The organism is Nissabacter archeti (genome assembly GCF_018257325.1).
In the GTDB taxonomy this organism is placed as follows: Bacteria; Pseudomonadota; Gammaproteobacteria; order Enterobacterales; family Enterobacteriaceae; genus Chimaeribacter; species Chimaeribacter arupi.
This window is the reverse complement of the sequence record NZ_JAERKB010000015.1, coordinates 19087-38826: the sequence shown is the minus strand read 5'-3', so window position 1 is coordinate 38826 and position 19740 is coordinate 19087. Positions and strand designations below refer to the sequence as shown.

At 59.3% G+C, this 19740-nt stretch carries 17 protein-coding genes; 3 read left to right on the top strand and 14 right to left on the bottom strand.

What is annotated here, in order from left to right:
• Window positions 1–36: 36 nt before the first annotated feature.
• From wecG to trxA, 13 genes are all read right to left on the bottom strand, one after another.
• Window positions 37–777: a lipopolysaccharide N-acetylmannosaminouronosyltransferase gene (gene wecG, locus JK232_RS19205; RefSeq protein WP_212589592.1), complete on the bottom strand. Its 741-nt coding sequence runs from the start codon at window positions 775–777 to the stop codon at window positions 37–39.
• An 8-nt stretch (window positions 778–785) separates the two neighbouring features.
• Window positions 786–2156, bottom strand: a complete 1371-nt coding sequence (gene wzyE / locus JK232_RS19200) for an ECA oligosaccharide polymerase (protein ID WP_212589591.1) — start codon at window positions 2154–2156, stop codon at window positions 786–788.
• A complete protein-coding gene (locus JK232_RS19195) occupies window positions 2153–3238 on the bottom strand; it encodes a TDP-N-acetylfucosamine:lipid II N-acetylfucosaminyltransferase (RefSeq protein WP_101855094.1) in 1086 nt (361 codons plus the stop codon). Before JK232_RS19195 ends, wzyE begins: the two co-directional genes overlap by 4 nt.
• Window positions 3235–4485 (bottom strand): lipid III flippase WzxE, encoded by a 1251-nt coding sequence (gene wzxE, locus JK232_RS19190; RefSeq protein WP_072931281.1) that lies wholly within the window; start codon window positions 4483–4485, stop codon window positions 3235–3237. The genes JK232_RS19195 and wzxE overlap by 4 nt, the downstream gene beginning before the upstream one ends.
• Before the next feature lies 1 nt (window position 4486).
• Window positions 4487–5617 (bottom strand): dTDP-4-amino-4,6-dideoxygalactose transaminase, encoded by a 1131-nt coding sequence (gene rffA, locus JK232_RS19185; RefSeq protein WP_072931279.1) that lies wholly within the window; start codon window positions 5615–5617, stop codon window positions 4487–4489.
• A gap of 4 nt (window positions 5618–5621) precedes the next feature.
• Window positions 5622–6329 carry a dTDP-4-amino-4,6-dideoxy-D-galactose acyltransferase gene (gene rffC, locus JK232_RS19180; RefSeq protein ID WP_072931277.1) on the bottom strand — a complete coding sequence of 236 codons (708 nt, stop codon included), beginning with the start codon at window positions 6327–6329 and terminating at the stop codon, window positions 5622–5624.
• On the bottom strand, window positions 6307–7188 hold the full coding sequence (gene rfbA / locus JK232_RS19175) for a glucose-1-phosphate thymidylyltransferase RfbA (RefSeq protein ID WP_072931276.1): 882 nt from the start codon (window positions 7186–7188) through the stop codon (window positions 6307–6309). The genes rffC and rfbA overlap by 23 nt, the downstream gene beginning before the upstream one ends.
• Window positions 7189–7251: 63 nt before the next feature.
• Window positions 7252–8514 (bottom strand): UDP-N-acetyl-D-mannosamine dehydrogenase, encoded by a 1263-nt coding sequence (gene wecC, locus JK232_RS19170; RefSeq protein WP_212589590.1) that lies wholly within the window; start codon window positions 8512–8514, stop codon window positions 7252–7254.
• The gene (wecB, locus tag JK232_RS19165) at window positions 8511–9641 is read right to left on the bottom strand and encodes a non-hydrolyzing UDP-N-acetylglucosamine 2-epimerase (protein ID WP_072931272.1); all 1131 of its coding nucleotides are present in this window, start codon (window positions 9639–9641) and stop codon (window positions 8511–8513) included. The genes wecC and wecB overlap by 4 nt, the downstream gene beginning before the upstream one ends.
• Before the next feature lie 66 nt (window positions 9642–9707).
• Window positions 9708–10757 (bottom strand): ECA polysaccharide chain length modulation protein, encoded by a 1050-nt coding sequence (gene wzzE, locus JK232_RS19160; RefSeq protein ID WP_072931271.1) that lies wholly within the window; start codon window positions 10755–10757, stop codon window positions 9708–9710.
• Window positions 10758–10777: 20 nt separating this feature from the next.
• Window positions 10778–11875, bottom strand: coding sequence for a UDP-N-acetylglucosamine--undecaprenyl-phosphate N-acetylglucosaminephosphotransferase (wecA, locus tag JK232_RS19155; RefSeq protein ID WP_101828919.1), 1098 nt, complete (start codon window positions 11873–11875; stop codon window positions 10778–10780).
• A 297-nt stretch (window positions 11876–12172) separates the two neighbouring features.
• Window positions 12173–13432: a transcription termination factor Rho gene (gene rho, locus JK232_RS19150; protein ID WP_072931267.1), complete on the bottom strand. Its 1260-nt coding sequence runs from the start codon at window positions 13430–13432 to the stop codon at window positions 12173–12175.
• Between the two features lie 462 nt (window positions 13433–13894).
• Entirely contained in the window at window positions 13895–14221 is a 327-nt protein-coding gene (gene trxA, locus JK232_RS19145) for a thioredoxin TrxA (RefSeq protein ID WP_072931266.1), read from the bottom strand.
• Window positions 14222–14339: 118 nt separating this feature from the next.
• Between trxA and rhlB the strand changes: the two genes are divergently transcribed.
• Complete coding sequence (gene rhlB, locus JK232_RS19140; RefSeq protein ID WP_072931264.1) at window positions 14340–15632, top strand: ATP-dependent RNA helicase RhlB; 1293 nt, start codon at window positions 14340–14342, stop codon at window positions 15630–15632.
• A gap of 5 nt (window positions 15633–15637) precedes the next feature.
• Window positions 15638–17128 (top strand): guanosine-5'-triphosphate,3'-diphosphate diphosphatase, encoded by a 1491-nt coding sequence (gene gppA / locus JK232_RS19135; RefSeq protein WP_072931262.1) that lies wholly within the window; start codon window positions 15638–15640, stop codon window positions 17126–17128.
• 83 nt (window positions 17129–17211) lie between these two features.
• Here gppA and rep read toward each other — a convergent pair whose 3' ends face one another.
• A complete protein-coding gene (gene rep / locus JK232_RS19130) occupies window positions 17212–19233 on the bottom strand; it encodes a DNA helicase Rep (protein ID WP_072931260.1) in 2022 nt (673 codons plus the stop codon).
• Window positions 19234–19404: 171 nt separating this feature from the next.
• On the opposite strand from rep, the gene ppiC reads away from it, so the two are divergent.
• Entirely contained in the window at window positions 19405–19686 is a 282-nt protein-coding gene (gene ppiC / locus JK232_RS19125; RefSeq protein ID WP_072931258.1) for a peptidylprolyl isomerase PpiC, read from the top strand.
• Window positions 19687–19740: the final 54 nt, after the last annotated feature.

Here is a 19740-nt window from a genome sequence, read left to right as displayed (position 1 = left end):
GCAAATTACGCCCTGTTGTGCAGGGCGTACGCAGAATCAGAGTTGGTTGGTGAAGTGGTAACGCAGGTATTTCAGCAGTTTTAACTGGCGGCCGAGGCGGCTTGGTTGCAGGAGAAGCCGGTAGAGCCACTCCAGCCCGGTGTTCTGCCAGAATTTCGGCGCACGCTTTACATGGCCGGTAAACACATCGTAGGTACCGCCAACGCCCATATAGAGCGCGTGCGGGTAGAGCGCCCGGCAGTCGCGCATCAGCACTTCCTGCCGCGGTGAGCCCATCGCCACGGTGACAATGGCCGCGCCGCTGGCTTTTACCCGCTCGAACAGTGGCTGGCGCTGCTCCGGCGTGAAGTAGCCGTTCTGGCTGCCGACAATGTTGACGTTCCACTGCGCGCGCAGCTTTTCTTCCGTCTGGGCCAGAATCTCCGGTTTGCCGCCAATCAGGAACACCGGCGTGCCCTCCTGCCCGGCGCGCGCCATCAAGGCTTCCCAGAGATCCGCCCCGGCGATGCGCGACACCTCCGCCCCAGGGTATTTGCGCCGGATAGAGCGCACAATGCTGATGCCGTCGGCGTACTTATACTCCACACCGTTGATCAGCGCGTGCAGGGCAGCGTCGCGTTCTGTCGCCAGCACCTTTTCAGCGTTAATCGCCACCAGTGTGCCGGTGCGCACCTGGCGGCCGGCAAACAGGTGGTCGAGAAACTGCGCCATATTTTTAAAACCCCAAATCTCCAGGCCACGGATGGTGTATTTGGGGACAGAACATAATGAGTCCATGAATTTCCTTACAGGATGCCGTCCGCCGGGGGCGACGCCGGGGAAACCCTTTCCCCGCGACCGCCGCGCGGCCTTACCAGACCGCCTGCATCAAGCATCCAGTACAACAGTTTCGCCGCTACCAGACAGGCACCAAAAATCAGGCAGAAGAAGACCACGCGGGAGCCAAAGGCGTCAACGCCCTCGCGTGCCAGCACGATCATATTAAACACTGCCCCAAAACAGAACGCCTGCAACACCGCCGATTTATAGCGGTTGTTCTCCGCTTTGCCCTGCTCATACAGCCAGTCAAACCATTTGATCACCCAACCGACCGCCACGGCACCAAGCGGGATAAACCAGACGCCGCCCATCACCACCAGCGACCCGATAAGCGTGGGCGAGATGGCGAGGCCGGAGTGGTTGTCCAGCACTTCCCAGGTAAAGTAGTTGGCGCTGTTGAGCACTTCCGACGGCCGCCCCGGCCAGAGCCAGCTGGGAATGAACACATAGAAGTCGCGCGCCATCGGCGCCAGCCCCTGGAAGTCGATCTTGTCATAGTTTTGCAGCAGCAGCGCCAGGTTTTCCCACGGCGAGAAGGTGTCGCGCGTCAGGTACAGGAAGGTGTAGAACGCCTCCGCACCGCTGACGTCCAGGCTATAGCGCTTCAGCGCCAGCCAGAACATGCCGACGATGCCGAACACCCCGGCGGCCGCCAGCATCCACAAGGTAATCCAGCCGCGCACAATGCCGATGAACAAAAACAGCGCAAACGCGATGATGATGTTGGCGCGCGTGCCGCCGACGATCATATAGGTCAGGATGCCGAAGGCCACGGTGCTGACCAGGAAGAACAGCCAGCTGCGCAGGTCCTGCCGCAGGAAGTAGACCACCAGCATCGCCGGGATGAAGAAGTAGAAGAAGCGCTTCAGCGCCACACCGGACACCTCACTGGAGAAGATCTCGCTGTAGGCGTTGAGCTTAAACAGCAGGAAGCCGTTGTGCATAAAGAACACGGTGACGGTGCCTATCGCAATCAGCGCCAGCAGCCCCCAGGTGAGGTGCGCCTCTATCCGGTTCAGGGTGAACACCGGTGGCCGCGCCGCCGCCGTGGTGGTGCGTATCCGCGTTTTATAGGCCACGTAGTAAATGGCGTAGAAACAGGTGGCCGCCAGCAGCGCCTGCAACAGGAATTCCGGCGGCACCACCGCGACATCAAATTCAAACACCAGCACGCAGGTGAGCGGGAAGCCGAAATAGAAGGTCAGCAGATAGAGCAGCGAGAAAAAGACGTTGAAGTTAAACCGCACCCGGCGAAATTCCCGGTAGCTCAGCGTCAGGATAAACAGCAGCGATGCGAGATAAACCACACTCAGCCCGCCAAATTCGCCCAGCGTCATTGTACCTCCCCCGCTGCCTGCGCCAGGGCGCTTACCCAGCCCTCAATATAGTTTGGGTTGAAGAAGGCGATCGCCTGCTTATCCACCAGCGCCATCTGCCGTTGCGCTTCGCGCACCGTGGCCTCATCCAGCGCATCGCCATAAAACAGCACCGGCAGGTGCTGTTCCGCCAGATCCTGCCAGAACGGGTTTTTGCGGCTCAGCACAAACGGAATGCCGAACTGAATCAGCAAACAGAGCGTACCGATGCCCTGCTGGCGGTTAAAGATAAAGTAGCCGAGGTCGCAGCGTTGCAGCAGCGTCAGGTAGTCCGGAAACGCCATCTGCTCCGTCAGCAGTTGCAGGTTTTCCGCCGGGAACAGCGCCGCGCCCGCCTGCCGGATCTGCGCAATATACGCCTCGTTATTGGCCGGGTAGCCCAGCGGCACCACCACGTTGACCTGGCTGCCGAACTCACGGTGGATCGCCTGCAACGCCTCAATGTGGCGGTTGGTTGGGTCGCCGGAGTTCCCGACCAGAATCGTCAGCGGTTGGCCTTCCACCTGGGTACGCACGGGCGCGGTCAGCGCCGGGTCCATGCGCGTCGGGAAATAGAGCAACGAGGCCGGCACGCGCGGGTGGCGCTGCCGGTAATACTGGATGTCTCCGCGCGTGGCGAACACATGCCCAACCCGCCCTTGCGCCAAACGGCGCAGCAGGTAGAAGGCGCGGAATTTCCAGCCTTTCGCCTCTTCATACAGATCCGCCCCCCAGACATGCCAGTAAACCTGTTGCGGCCGGATCTTGCGCTGCAACAGCGCCAGCCACAGCGCCGGGTTAAATTGCCCGTGCAGGAAAAAGCGTGTCTGCCGATCCTGCTGCGCGCGGCGAACCACGGCCTGCGCCAGCGCCGGTTTATCCGGGAAAACCTCAATCTCAAGGTGACGGAAATCGGCGAACGCAGCGGCGTCAGCGGCGGCGACCATAAAGGCCCGCGCCTGCCCGGCCGGGACGCGCTTCGACAGCACATCGTTAAAGAAGCGCAGCACCGTGAGGTTATGGTGTGGGATGTCAGATCCCAGAACGTGAATAAGTGTTGTCATGCCCGCCTACGATAAATCAGGAAAACAGTGCTACAGAGCAAGAAATAGAGGCAATAGGTGGCCATATACGCCTGTGCCGCCCCCAGCGCGCCGTGTGCCGGAATCAGCCAGTGGGCAAAACCGGTGAGCAGCAGGAACTGGCTCAGCTCGGTGAGCAGGTAAAAACGCAGCGAGGCACGGGCAATCACCAGGTAGCCATAGACATAAGCCCCGACCTTGAACACGTCACCCACCAGTTGCCAGGCGAACAAGTCACGCATTGCGGTAAATTTTTCAGAGAACAGCAGCCAGATCGCCACATCACGCAGCAGCCAGACGCCGAAGCTCACCACCGCCACTGCCGGCAACACGAACGCCAGCGAGCGGCCGATCTCACGGGTGACGGCGGTTTTCTCCGTCAGGCGTGACAGCGTCGGCAGCAGGTAAACGCTGAACGACGCGGTGATAAATTGCAGGTAGGCATCAGAAATGCTGCTCACGCCCTGCCAGATGCCGACGGCGTCCCAGCCGTCGTGCGCGGCCAGCAGGTTACGCATCATGATATAGGCGACCGGCAGGGTCACGGCGGTCATCAGCGCCATCAGCGTGAACTTGGCGTACTGCCCGGCCAGCAGCCGGTCCCAGCCTGGCTTCAGGTCACGCAACGGGAAGCGGCGGCGTTTTGCCAGCAACAGCCCGGCCGGGATCACCGCCAGCGCCGGCACCAGCGCCAGCCCGGCCAGCGCGCCCTCATACCCCCCCAGCCGGACACAGAGGATATACGCCACCAGCCCGATCAGGCTGCCGCCGACAATCGCCAGCGCGTTGCCCAGCGCGTCGCGGTAACCTTTCAGGATCGCCAGGAAAAAGTTGGCGTAGGCGATCCCCATCTGCACCAGCGCCACACTGCGCACCACATTCTGGTAGCGGTCATGGCCGAACAGCCCGACGCTGACCGGGGCCGCCGCCAGCAGGAACACCAGCGCCAGCAGCGTGGAGAAGCCGAGGATCAGCGTTGACGCGGTGCCGAGCACCGCCCGCAGCCGTGCTTCGTCCTGCTGGTGCTCCGCCACATATTTGGTGACGCCGTTGAAAATACCCGCGCCGGAGAGCACGCCCAGCACGGTGATCAGTTGACGAAAGTTACCCGCCTGCCCGACCCCGCTGGGGCCGAAGCTGACGGCAAGAAGTTTGACCACAATCAGCCCGACGCCAATTTTGACTAACGTCGAGCCTGCGGTCCAGACAGATGCTTTGGCCAGTGACATATCAGGCAAAGAAGCTCAGAAGCGTATTAATGACCGTGCGTTGGTTAACATCAGGCAGGTTGTAGAACAGCGGCAAGCGCACCAGCCGCTCGCTTTCTGCGGTGGTGAAGCGGTCTTCCCCGGCGAAACGGCCAAACTGTTGCCCGGCCGGGCTGCTGTGCAGCGGGATATAGTGGAACACCGTCATGATCTCCGCCTCTTTCATGTAGGCGATCAAGGCGTCACGCTCCGCGATGTCCCGCAGCTTGATGTAGAACATGTGGGCGTTGTGCACGCAACTGGCCGGAATGGCAGGCAGCGAAATGCGGCCCTGTTTTGCCAGCCGTGACAGCGCCTCGTAATAGTTCGTCCAGAGCAGCAGGCGGCGCTGGTTGATGCGGTCAGCCGCTTCCAGTTGCGCCCAGAGATACCCGGCCTGCAGGTCAGACATCAGGTAACTGGAGCCGATGTCCCGCCAGGTGTATTTGTCGACCTGGCCGCGGAAGAACTGGCTGCGGTTGGTGCCTTTTTCACGGATGATCTCGGCCCGCTCAATCAGCGCGCGATCATTGATAAGCGTCGCGCCGCCCTCACCGCCTGCGGTGTAGTTTTTGGTTTCATGGAAGCTGAAGCAGCCGATGTGGCCGATGGTGCCGAGCGCTTTGCCTTTGTATTTCGACATCACGCCCTGGGCGGCATCTTCCACCACGTACAGGTGGTACTTTTCTGCCAGCGCCATGATGGTGTCCATTTCACAGGCCACGCCCGCGTAGTGCACCGGCACGATGGCGCGGGTGTTCTCAGTGATTGCCGCCTCGATTTTGGTTTCATCAATGTTCATGGTATCCGGGCGGATATCCACAAACACGATTTTCGCGCCGCGCAGCACAAAGGCGTTGGCAGTCGAGACAAAGGTGTAGCTCGGCATGATCACTTCATCACCCGCTTTGATGTCGAGCAGCAGCGCGGCCATCTCCAGCGACGCGGTGCAGGACGGGGTGAGCAACACTTTCGGGCAGCCAAAATTCTGTTCAATCCACTGCTGGCAGCGGCGGGTGTAGCCGCCGTCGCCGCACAGTTTGCCGCTGCTCATGGCAGACTGCATGTAATCAATTTCAGTGCCCACTACCGGTGGCGCATTAAATGGAATCATAGGATCACCTGTACAACCAAAATGAAGTGGCCGCCACTGACGCACCACTGCCAATATAGAGACGCATTGCCGCGACGTTTCCGCTCTGGGTCGCCACGTGCAGGTGTGAACGCTGTTCTGCCCGGCACCACTGTTTTGCTGCCTGCATCAGGCACTTGCCCACGCCGCGCCCGGCGGCACCCGGCCAGGCGGCCAGCAAACCGATGCGCGCGTCATGTTCGCCCGTCCGCCGCAGGGTGACAAACCCCTGTGGCCGTTGCTGCTCATCCTCCGCCAACAGGCAAAGGTGGTCAAAGCTGCCGCGCACCGCGTTGGTGACCCACTGGGCATAGAAGCGGCCGCTGTCCTGCGGCAGGTACCAGGGCGCACGGAACCGGCTGAGGGCAAAGGCGGTGGCCGCGGCCTGTTGCAGGGCGGGAATATCCGCCTCATTGGCAGGCCGGAGGGTCAGTGAATGGGAGGGCGCGGCATCATCCGGCGCGACGGCCAGGGTAAAATCAACTTCCCCTTCCGCCAGGCGGAACCCCAGCCCGGCCAGCGCATCGGCCAGCGGCAGATCGGCGGCCGCAATTTTGGCCTGCACAATCTGGTAAGCATCCAGCCGCTCGCCGGTCAGCGGCGCGGCTTGTGCCGTGAAATGAAGCTTTGCGCTGGTGCGCTGGAAGAAATCACTCTCCCAGGCCAGCGGCTCAATATTGGCGTGGACGCGCATGTAACAGATCCAGCAGGTATTTGCCGTAGCCGGTTTTCGCCAGCGACTGGGCAGCGCGGCGGATCGCCTCGTCATCCAGCCAGCCGTTGCGCCAGCCAATCTCTTCCAGACAGGCAATTTTGAAGCCCTGGCGTTTTTCCACCGTCTGCACGAAGCTGCTCGCCTCGATCAGGCTGTCATGGGTGCCGGTATCGAGCCAGGCGAAGCCGCGCCCCAGCAATTCCACCGTCAGTTCACCGCGGTCCAGGTACATCTGGTTAATCGAGGTGATCTCCAGTTCGCCGCGCACCGACGGTTTTACCTGTTTGGCGAACTCGACCACCTGCGCATCGTAGAAATAGAGGCCGGTCACCGCCCAGTTGGAACGCGGTTTGAGCGGCTTCTCCTCCAGCGACAGGGCGCGGAAGTTCTCGTCAAATTCCACCACGCCGAAGCGCTCCGGGTCCATCACCTGATAGCCGAACACCGTGGCACCGCGCTCACGCGCCGCCACATTTTTCAGTTTCGGGCTGAACGCCTGGCCGAAATAGATGTTGTCGCCCAGCACCAGGCAGGTAGGCTCGCCGTTGATGAATTCTTCACCAATCAGAAACGCCTGCGCCAGCCCGTCCGGACTGGCCTGCACCTCATACTGCAGGCGGATGCCGAACTCTTCGCCACTTCCCAGCAAACGCTGGTAAGAGGCCATATCCTCCGGCGTGGAGATAATCAGGATGTCGCGGATACCCGCCAGCATCAGCACCGACAGCGGATAGTAAATCATCGGCTTGTCGTAAATCGGCAGCAGCTGTTTGGATACGCCGCGGGTGATGGGGTGAAGCCGGGTGCCGGAGCCGCCCGCCAGAATAATGCCTTTCATATGCTCTCCAGTCCCGCCACGGCGGGGAATCGTTCAGCCCTAAACGCTCCGGGTAGGTGCGGCTCAGCGCCACACCCCTTTGGTATCCACAATCCACGGCTGGCGGATGTCCGCCGCCGGAATGGCGTTAAATACCTGATGGTCTACCAGCATCACCACCACGTCCGCACGCTGCAACGCCTCATCGAGGCCCACCAGCGTGGTGTGGCCGGTCAACGCGGGCGGCAGGTGGTCAACATGCGGCTCGACGACCAGCGTGTCGCCGCGGTGCCATTCAGCGATCATCTTCGCGACTTCCACCGCCGGGCTTTCGCGCAGGTCATCAATGTTGGGTTTGAACGCCAGGCCAAAGCAGGCGATGGTCACCTCTGAGGCGCGCTGGTCATTGGCGGCCAGGCAATCCGCCACGGCAGCTTTGACCTGCTCCACCACCCAATGCGGTTTGCTGTCATTCACTTCACGCGCAGTGCGGATAAGCCGCGCCAGATCCGGGTTCTGTGCCACGATAAACCACGGGTCAACCGCGATGCAGTGGCCGCCGACACCGGGGCCGGGTTGCAGGATGTTGACGCGCGGGTGGCGGTTCGCCAGCCGGATCAGCTCCCAGACGTTGATGCCCTGTGCAGCGCAGATCAGTGACAGCTCATTGGCGAAGGCGATGTTCACATCGCGGAAGCTGTTTTCGGTGAGTTTGCACATCTCTGCGGTGCGCGCGTTGGTTTCCACGCACTCCCCTTCCAGGAAGATGTTGTACAGCGCGCTGGCGCGGGCGGAACAGGCGGGCGTCATGCCGCCGATCACCCGGTCATTCTTGATAAGCTCCACCATCACCTGCCCCGGCAGCACGCGCTCCGGGCAATAGGCGATGTTGACGTCCGCCTGGTCACCTGCCTGCTGCGGGAAGGTCAAATCCGGGCGTGAGTCCGCCAGCCAGCCGGCCATCTGCTCAGTGGCACCCACCGGCGAGGTGGACTCGAGGATCACCAGATCGCCCTTTTTCAGCACGGTGGCGATGGCGCGGGCCGCGGCCTCGACATACACCATGTCGGGCTGATGGTCGCCTTTAAACGGGGTCGGCACCGCGATCAGGAACGCATCGGCGGGCTGCGGGGCAATCACGGCGCGGAGGAACTTCTCCTCCACGGCGCGTTTGACCACCACATCCAGATCCGGCTCGACGATGTGAATCGCGCCGCGGTTGATGGTTTCCACCGCGTGCGGGTTGATGTCCACACCGATCACGTTTTTCTGGCGGGAGGCAAAGGCCGCCGCCGTCGGCAGGCCGATGTAGCCCAGGCCGATCACAGAGATAGTTTCAAAACTCATGGCTTCACCTGATGGGTCTTTAATGCGTGAAGAATACGCTGGCAGGCGTGTCCGTCGCCGTAAGGGTTATGCGCCCGGCTCATGGCGTGATATTCGTTTTCATCGTTCAGCAGGCGAGTCACCTCCTGCACGATTTTTGCCATGTCAGTGCCGACCAGCCGCACGGTGCCGGCGTCCACGGCTTCCGGGCGCTCTGTGGTATCGCGCATCACCAGTACCGGTTTGCCGAGCGACGGGGCTTCTTCCTGAATGCCGCCGGAGTCGGTGAGGATCAGGTAGGCGCGATCCATCAGATAGACAAACGGCAGGTAGTCCTGCGGTTCAATCAGGAAAACGTTGCCGATGCCGCTGAGGATGCGGTTAACCGGCTCGCTGACATTCGGGTTGAGGTGCACCGGGTAGACCACCTGCACATCCGGGTGCTGGCGGGCAATCTCGGCCAGGGCGGTACAGATACGCTCAAACCCGCCGCCGAAGCTTTCGCGCCGGTGGCCGGTTACCAATATCAGTTTCTTGTTATTGTCTAAAAAGGCGTAGCGCTGGGCCAGCTCCCCGACCAGCGCCGCGTTACCGAGGATGCGGTCACGCACCCACAGCAGCGCGTCAATCACCGTATTGCCGGTGACCACGATGCGGTCTTCCGGTGTGGACTCGCTCAGCAGGTTGCGGCGCGAATTCTCCGTCGGCGCAAAGTGCCAGGTGGCGAGGGTGCCGGTAAGCTTGCGGTTGGCCTCTTCCGGCCAGGGGGAAAAGAGATCGCCGGTGCGTAACCCGGCCTCCACATGGCCGACCGGGATGCGCTGGTAAAACGCCGCCAGGCTGGTGGCCATGGTGGTGGTGGTATCGCCGTGTACCAGCACCACGTCCGGCCGGAACGCCTCCAGCACCGGCTTCAGCCCCTCAAGGATGCGGCAGGTGATTTCGGTCAGCCCCTGGCCGGGACGCATAATGTTGAGATCAAAATCGGGTTCAATATCGAACAGACGCAGAACCTGATCCAACATCTCACGATGTTGAGCCGTTACGCATACTTTTGCTTCAAAGGCCTCATCCTGGGCCAGAGCGTGTACCAGCGGGGCCATTTTAATGGCTTCCGGGCGGGTGCCGAAAACAGTCAACACTTTCACAGCGAATCTCTTTTAAGTCGTAGGGACGCGGCCCGCGGGTGCCTGGCGCGTCCGTTTATCGTTCAGTTAAGCCCGTCGGCGCACCAGAGCAATTCCCGCGCCGATCAACGCTCCCACAACGCCCCACATTACCATCAGGAATGCGCGGCGCGGGCTATCACGCGTCACCGGCTCCTCCGGTGTACGCAGATAGCGATAGGTCTGGAATTTTGCATCTAACGTCGGCCCTACGTTGAGGGTCGATAACATGGCCCGGTTCTGATCGTAACTGATGTCATAACTCGGGCCGGACGCCTGTAAAGACTCCAGGCGGGCCTGCAACATGGGCGTGCCCAATAAAAACATGTCGGAATCCGGCAACTGCTCAGCCGGGGTATCCGTCTGGCTGCGGCTGATGTTTTGCTGGCGGGCAATTTTCAGCGCCTGCTCCACGCTGTTCAATGCACGCTTATACACGGCCGCGGCCACGGCTTCCTGGCGTTTGACCTGCGCCAGCATCGAGACGGTGCGCGCTGCCCACGCCCCCTGCAATTCATCGTTCAGGTGTTGCACTGCCCGCTGGCTGGCAAAAGCCACATACTGACGCAACAGGGTATTGGCATCCACGGCGGTTTCTGCCGTGAGTTTCACATTGTCATTCAGGAATTTTTTATCATCACGCGGGGTGAACTGGATGGTGCTAATCAGCCTGTCCAGTAACGCCGCATCCGCTTTGACATCATTTTCCTGACGTTGTTTGTAATAATCCGTCTGCAACCAGAAATCGCGGCGCGTGTCATACGCCGCCAGTTGCATAATGAATTCATTATAGGCTTCATCTGAGATCGAAGGCTGCTCACCCAACGGCGCAACGGCGGCCCGCATATCGAGGTTACGCAGGAACTGCTGCTGCGAATAGTAACCGCCCAGGTTATTGACCGTCGGCCGGTCAGTGATGGCCGTGGTGCTCCACTTTTGTACCATCAGATAAGAGACGCCCAGCGCCAGCGCGGCAAACAGCAAAGCCAGCCCGATAATCCAGCGTTTGCCGCGCCACAGCGCACAGCACAGCCCGCGGATATCCAGTTCATTTTCTACAGGGTGTGTCTTGGAAGTCGCTAACGTCTCAGATTTCATCACTGCCGGAACACCTCGGGTTAAGATACGTGCTTATTGATCGTGGAGCGGCGCATACGGCGCTTGATACGTTTGATAAACCGGGCCACGCGCCAGGCGCGTTTGATGCAGTAGCCATACAGCAGAAACGCCAGCAGGAACAGCAACAGCATCATCCATTCCGGCACAAACACCAGCCGTTCACCAATCACCCCGATCGCCGCCAGAATGGCCGCGGCCAGCGTAATCAGCACGAACGCCTGCCGGGAAGAGAACCCGGCGCGCATAATCAGGTGGTGGATGTGCTGGCGGTCCGGCGAGAAGGGGCTCATGCCCTTGCGCAGGCGGCGGTACATGATGGCGATCATGTCCATCAGCGGGATGGCAATCAGCCACAGCGCCGTGACCGGGTTCATCGGCGGGGTTGGCCCCTGGGTGCTCTGCATCAGGATCCAGATAGCGGTAAAGCCAATCAGCGTGCTGCCGGCATCCCCCATAAACACTTTATAACGACGGCCCAATGCGCCGAGGTTAAGCAGGATATAGGGGATGATGGCGGCAATCATCGCGAAGCACCAGAGCGCCAGATCGACATGCCCGGCCTGATAGACCAGGATGCCCATCGCCCCGAAGGAGACGCAGGAAAGCCCGCCCAGCAGGCCGTCAATGCCGTCCACCATGTTGAAGGCGTTGATCGCCGCCCACACGGCAAACAGCGTGACCAGATAACCAAACGGCCCCAGCACCATCTCCCACGGCCCCAGGATATGCCCCAGGCTTTTCAGCGTCAGCCCGGCGAACACCATCATGGCGATACCGACCAGCGCCTGCACCAGCGCACGGATTTTCACGCTGATGTCATAGCGGTCATCCAGCGCACCGACCAGCACCAGCACACCGGCGCAACTCAGGTACAGCAGGGAATGGGGGATATGGAAATCGGAAATCAGGAAGGTAAAACAGATACCGGCGAAAACCGAAATGCCGCCGACCAGCGGGATCAACCCCTGATGACGTTTACGGTAGTTAGGTTTATCAACGAGACCAATTTTCTTCGCGACTTTACGGGCAGCAAATAAAAAACAGAAGGAAAACAGGAAGATAAAGAGAAGATCAGTACTCATAGTGAGTAGATTCACAGTTAACAGCTCTCTGCAAAATGATAAGGCACTTTGGTTTGCAACCTGGCAATGTCATAAACCCTCGCGGCCTTACAGTCCTATCCTATGGTGACAGTTATGGTTGTGGCGTGTCAAAAACCTTACGGATTGCGCTGCGTGCTCACCCGGAAAATCCATTAACTTAGAAAAACAGTCACTAAAACGCCATCCGTCATTATCTGAATATGACATTCATGAAACTTTTAATGGCTTATCGTAACTATCAAAAGCAAAAAACGCCACGACTTAGCGTGGCGTTCCCCGAGTTTTACAGAATTATGAGCGCTTCATCATGTCGAAGAATTCATCATTCGTTTTGGTCATCGCGAGTTTATTAATGAGGAATTCCATCGCGTCGATTTCACCCATCGGGTGAATAATCTTACGGAGGATCCACATTTTTTGCAGTTCTTCCTGCGTGGCCAGTAACTCTTCTTTACGCGTACCGGAGCGGTTGTAATCAATCGCCGGGAAGACACGTTTTTCAGCAATTTTACGCGCCAGGTGCAGTTCCATGTTACCTGTACCCTTAAATTCTTCGTAAATCACTTCGTCCATCTTCGAACCGGTATCGACCAGCGCGGTGGCGATGATGGTCAGGCTGCCGCCCTCTTCCATGTTACGTGCCGCACCGAAGAAGCGTTTCGGACGGTGCAGGGCGTTGGCGTCCACACCACCGGTCAGCACCTTGCCGGAGGCCGGCACCACGGTGTTGTAGGCACGCGCCAGACGGGTGATGGAGTCGAGCAGGATGATCACGTCTTTTTTGTGCTCAACCAGGCGCTTGGCCTTCTCGATCACCATTTCCGCAACCTGTACGTGACGGGAAGCCGGTTCGTCGAAAGTCGACGCGACCACTTCACCTTTCACCAGACGCTGCATCTCGGTCACTTCTTCCGGGCGCTCGTCAATCAGCAGCACCATCAGCACGCAGTCCGGGTGGTTATAGGCGATGCTCTGCGCAATGTTCTGCAGCAGCATGGTCTTACCGGCTTTCGGCGGTGCCACGATCAGGCCACGCTGGCCGCGGCCAATCGGGGAGGCCAGGTCCAGCACGCGTGCGGTGATGTCTTCGGTGGAACCGTTGCCGCGTTCCATACGCAGACGGGAATTGGCATGCAGCGGGGTAAGGTTTTCGAACAGGATTTTGTTGCGGGCGTTTTCTGGTTTGTCGTAGTTGACTTCGTTAACTTTCAACAGCGCGAAATAACGCTCACCCTCTTTCGGGGGACGAATCTTACCGGAAATGGTGTCACCGGTACGAAGGTTAAAGCGGCGGATTTGGCTGGGAGAAACGTAGATGTCATCAGGACCGGCGAGGTAGGAGCTGTCTGCAGAACGGAGGAAGCCGAAGCCATCCTGCAATATCTCCAGTACGCCGTCGCCGAAGATATCCTCACCACTCTTCGCATGTTGCTTAAGAATGGAGAAGATAATGTCTTGTTTGCGCATACGGGCCAGGTTTTCCAGCCCCATATTTTCGCCGAGAGTAATCAGCTCAGAAACCGGCGTGTTCTTTAATTCGGTAAGATTCATAATGGTGGGTTCTTAAACTCGGGGTATGTCTCGAACTTTGTCGTGAATGGTATGGCAGCGAATTCCGTGCCTGTTTACTGGCATTCAATCTCAGTGCGTTTTATCTGAAGAGAGACCGTGAGCAAAATTACGGTATTCATGAAAATGTGGCAGACTGAGAACGAAAATGCCTAAATGATTTTAGCAAAACCGTGTGACTGTTAAATGCATCGTAAGTTTCGTGCTGGTGAAGAATAACGTGATGTTATTGCCGCGCAGAAAGCGATGCGTTCAACACAGAGCAAACCCGGAAGGTTCAGGATCTACACTGTTTTAGGATTCAAACTACTTTAGGATTCAAACTACAGGTAAGTTCTATATGCAGTAGAAGTAAACTTAACACGCTTCTTTGCAGGCGTCTAGCGGCCAACGTGAATTTCACATTCCCCGCTAAACACCTGGCTTATCGGACGTCCGTGCCGATTACATATTGGCGGTCAGGAACTCTTTCAGCTGACCTTTAGACAGCGCGCCCACCTTGGTGGCAGCGACTTCACCGTTCCGGAACAACAGCAGGGTCGGGATACCGCGGATGCCGTATTTCGGCGCGGTTCCTGGGTTGTCATCGATGTTCAGCTTGGCGATGGTCAGCTTGCCGTCAAACTCTTGCGCAATTTCATCCAGAATCGGAGCAATCATCTTACAAGGACCACACCACTCTGCCCAGAAATCGACCAGAACCAGCCCCTCGGCTTTCAGCACATCGGTGTCGAAACTGTCGTCAGTCAGGTGAATAATTTTATCGCTCATGTTTTACTCCAAAGGATTATGTCTACCTAGTTGATGTAGCATTAACCAACATTAGGTTGACTTTATTTCACCGGATACGCTTTCGTAAAGCAATAGTTAGCTGATATTCTACCACACTATGAGCAAAACACACTTAACCGAACAGAAGTTTTCCGACTTCGCCCTGCATCCGCTCGTCGTAGAAGCCCTTGAAAAGAAAGGCTTTCACAACTGCACGCCTATTCAGGCGTTAGCACTGCCGATTACCGTCTCCGGACGGGACGTCGCGGGTCAGGCGCAAACCGGTACCGGCAAGACGCTGGCGTTTCTGGCGTCTACTTTCCACTATTTATTGTCGCACCCGGCTGACGCCAACCGTCAGACCAACCAGCCGCGCGCCCTGATCATGGCACCGACCCGTGAGCTGGCCGTCCAGATCCATGCGGATGCGGAAGCGCTGGCCCAGGTGACCGGCCTGAAACTCGGCCTGGCCTACGGCGGTGATGGCTACGACAAACAGCTCAAAGTGCTGGAGAGCGGCGTCGACATCCTGATCGGTACGACCGGCCGCCTGATCGACTACGCCAAGCAGAACTACATTAACCTGGGCGCTATCCAGGTTGTGGTGCTGGATGAAGCTGACCGCATGTTCGACCTCGGCTTTATTAAAGACATCCGCTGGCTGTTCCGCCGGATGCCGCCGGCTGACCAGCGCCTGAACATGCTGTTCTCCGCCACCCTCTCCTACCGGGTGAAAGAGCTGGCGTTCGAGCATATGAACAATGCGGAATCCATTGAAGTGGAACCGGAACAGAAAACCGGCCACCGCATTCAGGAAGAGCTGTTCTATCCGTCGAACGAAGAAAAGATGCGCCTGCTGCAAACGCTGCTGGAAGAAGAGTGGCCGGATCGCTGCATCATTTTCGCCAACACCAAACACCGTTGTGAGGACATCTGGGGCCACCTGGCCGCGGACGGCCACCGCGTCGGCCTGCTGACCGGCGACGTCGCCCAGAAAAAACGCCTGCGTATTCTGGATGATTTCACCAAAGGCAACATCGACATCCTGGTGGCGACAGACGTCGCGGCGCGCGGCCTGCACATCCCGGCGGTGACGCACGTCTTTAACTATGACCTGCCTGACGACTGCGAAGACTATGTGCACCGCATCGGCCGGACCGGCCGCGCCGGGGCCAGCGGCCACTCCATCAGCCTCGCCTGTGAAGAGTATGCGCTGAACCTGCCGGCGATTGAGGCCTATACCGGCCACAGCATCCCGGTGAGCAAATACAACAGCGATGCGCTGCTGACCGGCCTGCCGGCACCGAAACGCCTGGCCCGTGCCCGTACCGGCAACGGCCCGCGCCGCAACGGTTCCGCACCGCGCCGTAACAACGGGGCGCCCCGTACCAACCGTAAACGTCCGGGCTAATCACGATGCTCAGCTCCTCCCTCTATGCCGCCATCGATCTGGGCTCCAACAGTTTCCATATGTTGGTGGTGCGGGAGGTGGCGGGCAGCATCCAGACGCTGGCACGGATCAAACGCAAAGTCCGGCTGGCCGCCGGGCTGGGCCATGATAACCGGCTGTCACCCGAGGCGATGCAGCGCGGCTGGCAGTGCCTGAAACTCTTCTCTGAACGCTTGCAGGACATCCCGCGCGATCAGGTGCGGGTAGTGGCGACTGCCACGCTGCGGCTGGCGACCAACGCGGATGAGTTCCTGGAGAAAGCGCAGGCGATCCTGGGCTGCCCGATTCAGGTCATCACAGGGGAAGAAGAGGCGCGCCTTATCTATCACGGCGTGGCACACACCACCGGCGGCCCGGATCAGCGCCTGGTGGTCGACATCGGCGGCGGCAGCACCGAGCTGGTGACCGGCACGGGCGCGCAAGCCACCGCCCTGTTCAGCCTGTCGATGGGTTGCGTTACCTGGCTGGAGCGCTATTTCGGCGACCGCACTCTGGGCAAAGCGAATTTTGACCGGGCTGAAGAGGCCGCGCTGGCAATGATTGCGCCGGTGGCCGGGGCGCTGATGGCGAAAGGCTGGCAGATTTGCGTCGGGGCGTCCGGCACGGTGCAGGCGTTGCAGGAGATCATGGTGGCGCAGGGGATGGATGAACACATCACCCTGCCCAAGCTGCAACAGCTGAAGCACCGCGCCATCCAGTGCGGCAAGCTGGAGGAGCTGGAAATTGAGGGGCTGACGCTTGAGCGTGCGCTGGTGTTCCCCAGCGGCCTGTCGATTCTGATCGCCATCTTTAAAGCGCTGAACATCGATACCATGACGCTGGCCGGCGGCGCGCTGCGTGAAGGGCTGGTGTACGGCATGTTGCACCTGCCGGTGGAGCAGGACATCCGCCACCGCACGCTGCGCAATGTGCAGCGCCGCTACCTGCTGGACAGCGACCAGGCTTCACGCGTGGCCCAGCTGGCAGAAAGTTTTGCCCTGCAACTGGAACAGGACTGGCAACTGGATGCGCGCGCGCGCGAACTGCTCAACAGCGCCTGCCTGATCCATGAAATCGGCCTCAGTGTGGATTTCCGCCAGGCCCCGCAGCATGCCGCTTACCTGATCCGTCACCTTGATCTGCCCGGCTTTACCCCGGCGCAGAAAAAGCTGTTGGCGACGCTGCTGCAAAACCAGAACAGCACCCTCGACCTCACGCTGCTTGACCAGCAAAATGCGTTGCCGCCGCGTCAGGCTCAGCGCCTCTGCCGGCTGTTACGGCTGGCGATTATCTTTGCCAGCCGCCGCCGCGATGACACCCTGCCGGCGGTGCGCCTGCAGGCTGACGGGGACGCGCTGTTGGTACAGGTGCCGCAAGGCTGGCTGGAGCAGCACCCGCTGCGGGCCGAGGAGCTGGAGCATGAAAGCCACTGGCAGAGTTATGTCCATTGGCCGTTAACGGTAGAAGAGGTGGCGTAACGCCTGCTCAGCAAAAAGCCCGGCAAGCCGGGCTTTTTGCTGTCTGTCATGGGCGATCGCGCCGGGGGTGAGGCGTGGCCGCGTCAGCCGCCGCGCGCTTTTGCCAGCATTTCACGGATATTGGCCAGGCTGGACTGCCCTTTTTGCATCCGCTCCTGCGCGCTCACCACTTTTCGCTCGGTTTCCCACGCCAGATCGTCCTGCGGCAACTCCAGCAGAAAACGGCTCGGCTCCGGGCGCACCAGCTCGCCATACTGACGGCGTTCGCGGCACAGGGTAAACACCAGCTCTTTTTGTGCGCGGGTAATGCCGACGTACGCCAGGCGGCGCTCTTCGTCCACATTCTCTTCATCAATACTGCTCTGGTGCGGCAGCAGGCCCTCTTCCATGCCGACCAGAAAGACGTAAGGGAACTCCAGCCCTTTGGAGGCGTGCAGCGTCATCAGCTGAACCTGATCCGTCTCCTCATCGCTTTCGCCGCGCTCCATCATGTCGCGCAGGGTAAAGCGCGTCACCACCTGCGCGAGCGTCATCGGCTCGTCGAGGTCGGTGCCTTCGAGCATTTCAGTCATCCAGCTGAACAGCTGGTTCACGTTCTTCATGCGCATTTCGGCGGCTTTGGCGCTGGGCGACGTCTCATAAAGCCAGCTTTCGTAGTCGATGCCGTGGATCAGGTCACGCACCGCGGCCACCGGGGTGCGTTCGGCCAGATCGGCAATCCCTTTCAGCCAGTGGGTAAAGCGCTGCAACGATTCCAGCCCGCGCCCGGTCAGGTACTGGCCCAGCCCCAGATCGAAACTGGCGGCAAACAGGCTTTTATTGCGCTGGTTGGCCCATTCGCCCAGTTTTTGCAGCGTCGCCGGGCCGATTTCCCGTTTCGGCGTATTGACGATGCGCAGGAAGGCGCTGTCATCCCCTTCATTGGTCAGGATGCGCAGATAGGCGAGCAAATCTTTAATCTCCGGCCGGGAGAAGAACGAGGTGCCGCCGGAAATGCGGTACGGGATGCGGTTTTGCATCAGCATCTTTTCAAACAGCCGCGACTGGTGGTTACCGCGGTAGAGAATCGCATAGTCGCTGTACTGGGTTTTCCGCACGAAGCGGTGGGCGATCAGTTCCCCGACCACCCTTTCCGCCTCGTGATCTTCATTATTGGCGGTCACCACTTTCAGCGCCTCGCCGTAACCCAGTTCTGAGAACAGGCGCTTCTCAAACACGTGCGGGTTGTTGGCGATCAGGATATTGGCCGCTTTCAGGATGCGCCCGGTGGAGCGGTAATTCTGCTCCAGCTTGATCACCTGCAACGCCGGGAAATCCTCTTTCAGCAGCACCAGGTTCTGCGGCCGCGCGCCGCGCCAGGAGTAAATCGACTGGTCGTCATCGCCCACCACGGTAAAGCGCGCGCGGTTGCCCACCAGCAGCTTCACCAGTTCATACTGGCTGGTGTTGGTATCCTGGTATTCATCCACCAGCAGGTAGCGGATGCGGTGCTGCCAGCGTTCGCGCACCTCTTCATTGCGTTGCAGCAGCAGCGTCGGCAGCAGGATCAGGTCGTCAAAGTCCAGCACGTTGCAGGCCCGGAGGTGATCGTGGTACAGGCCGTAGCAGTGGGCGAACAGCTTTTCGCGCTCGGATCGCGCCAGGCCTGCTGCGCCTTGTGGATCGACCAGATCGTTTTTCCAGTTTGAGATCGTGGAGATCAATTGCTGGAGCAGGGTCTTGTCGTTTTCCAGCCATTTTTCGGTCAGTTCTTTCAGCAGCGCCAGCTGATCCTGATCGTCAAACAGCGAGAAATTGGATTTCATGCCGAGTGCGGCATATTCACGTTTAATAATCTCCAGCCCCAGTGTATGGAAAGTAGAGATCATCAGCCCGCGCGCCTCCTTGCGGCCCATGGTCTGGGCGACACGCTCTTTCATCTCGCGCGCGGCCTTGTTGGTAAAGGTCACGGCAGCAATCTGGCGTGCCTGATAACCACACTCACGGATCAGGTGGGCGATTTTGTTGGTGATCACCCGGGTTTTACCGGAGCCGGCCCCGGCCAGAACCAGACAGGGTCCTGTGACAAATTCGACGGCGTGTTGTTGGCTGGGGTTTAATCGCATGGCGCTATTTTGCTCAAGAGATGGACGGGCGGCGATTGTATCAGAAAGGCGGGCGGAGATTGACCGCCTTTACTTTCGGATTCTCGTGCAGTAAACCGGCAGGTTGTCCACATCCGGCGCGGCGGGTGGTAAAGTAGGCCCTGACATTCATTTCGTAAAAAAGGCTTTATTATGGCGAATACTGCGTCTGCACTGCATATCCTGGTCGATACCGAACAACAAGCCTACGACATTCTGGATAAACTGGCGCAAGGTGCCGACTTCCAGGAGCTGGCCCGCAAGCATTCTACCTGCCCGTCCAAGCGCGCCGGCGGCTCGCTGGGTGAATTCCGCAAAGGCGACATGGTGCCGGCGTTTGACAAAGCGGTGTTCAGCTGCGAATTGCTGAAGCCTTACGGGCCGGTCAAAACCCAGTTTGGTTACCACATCATTAAGGTGCTGTACCGCAACTGACCGGTGGCGGCAGGCATAAAAAAGGGCGACATGATGTCGCCCTTTTCTGTTTGC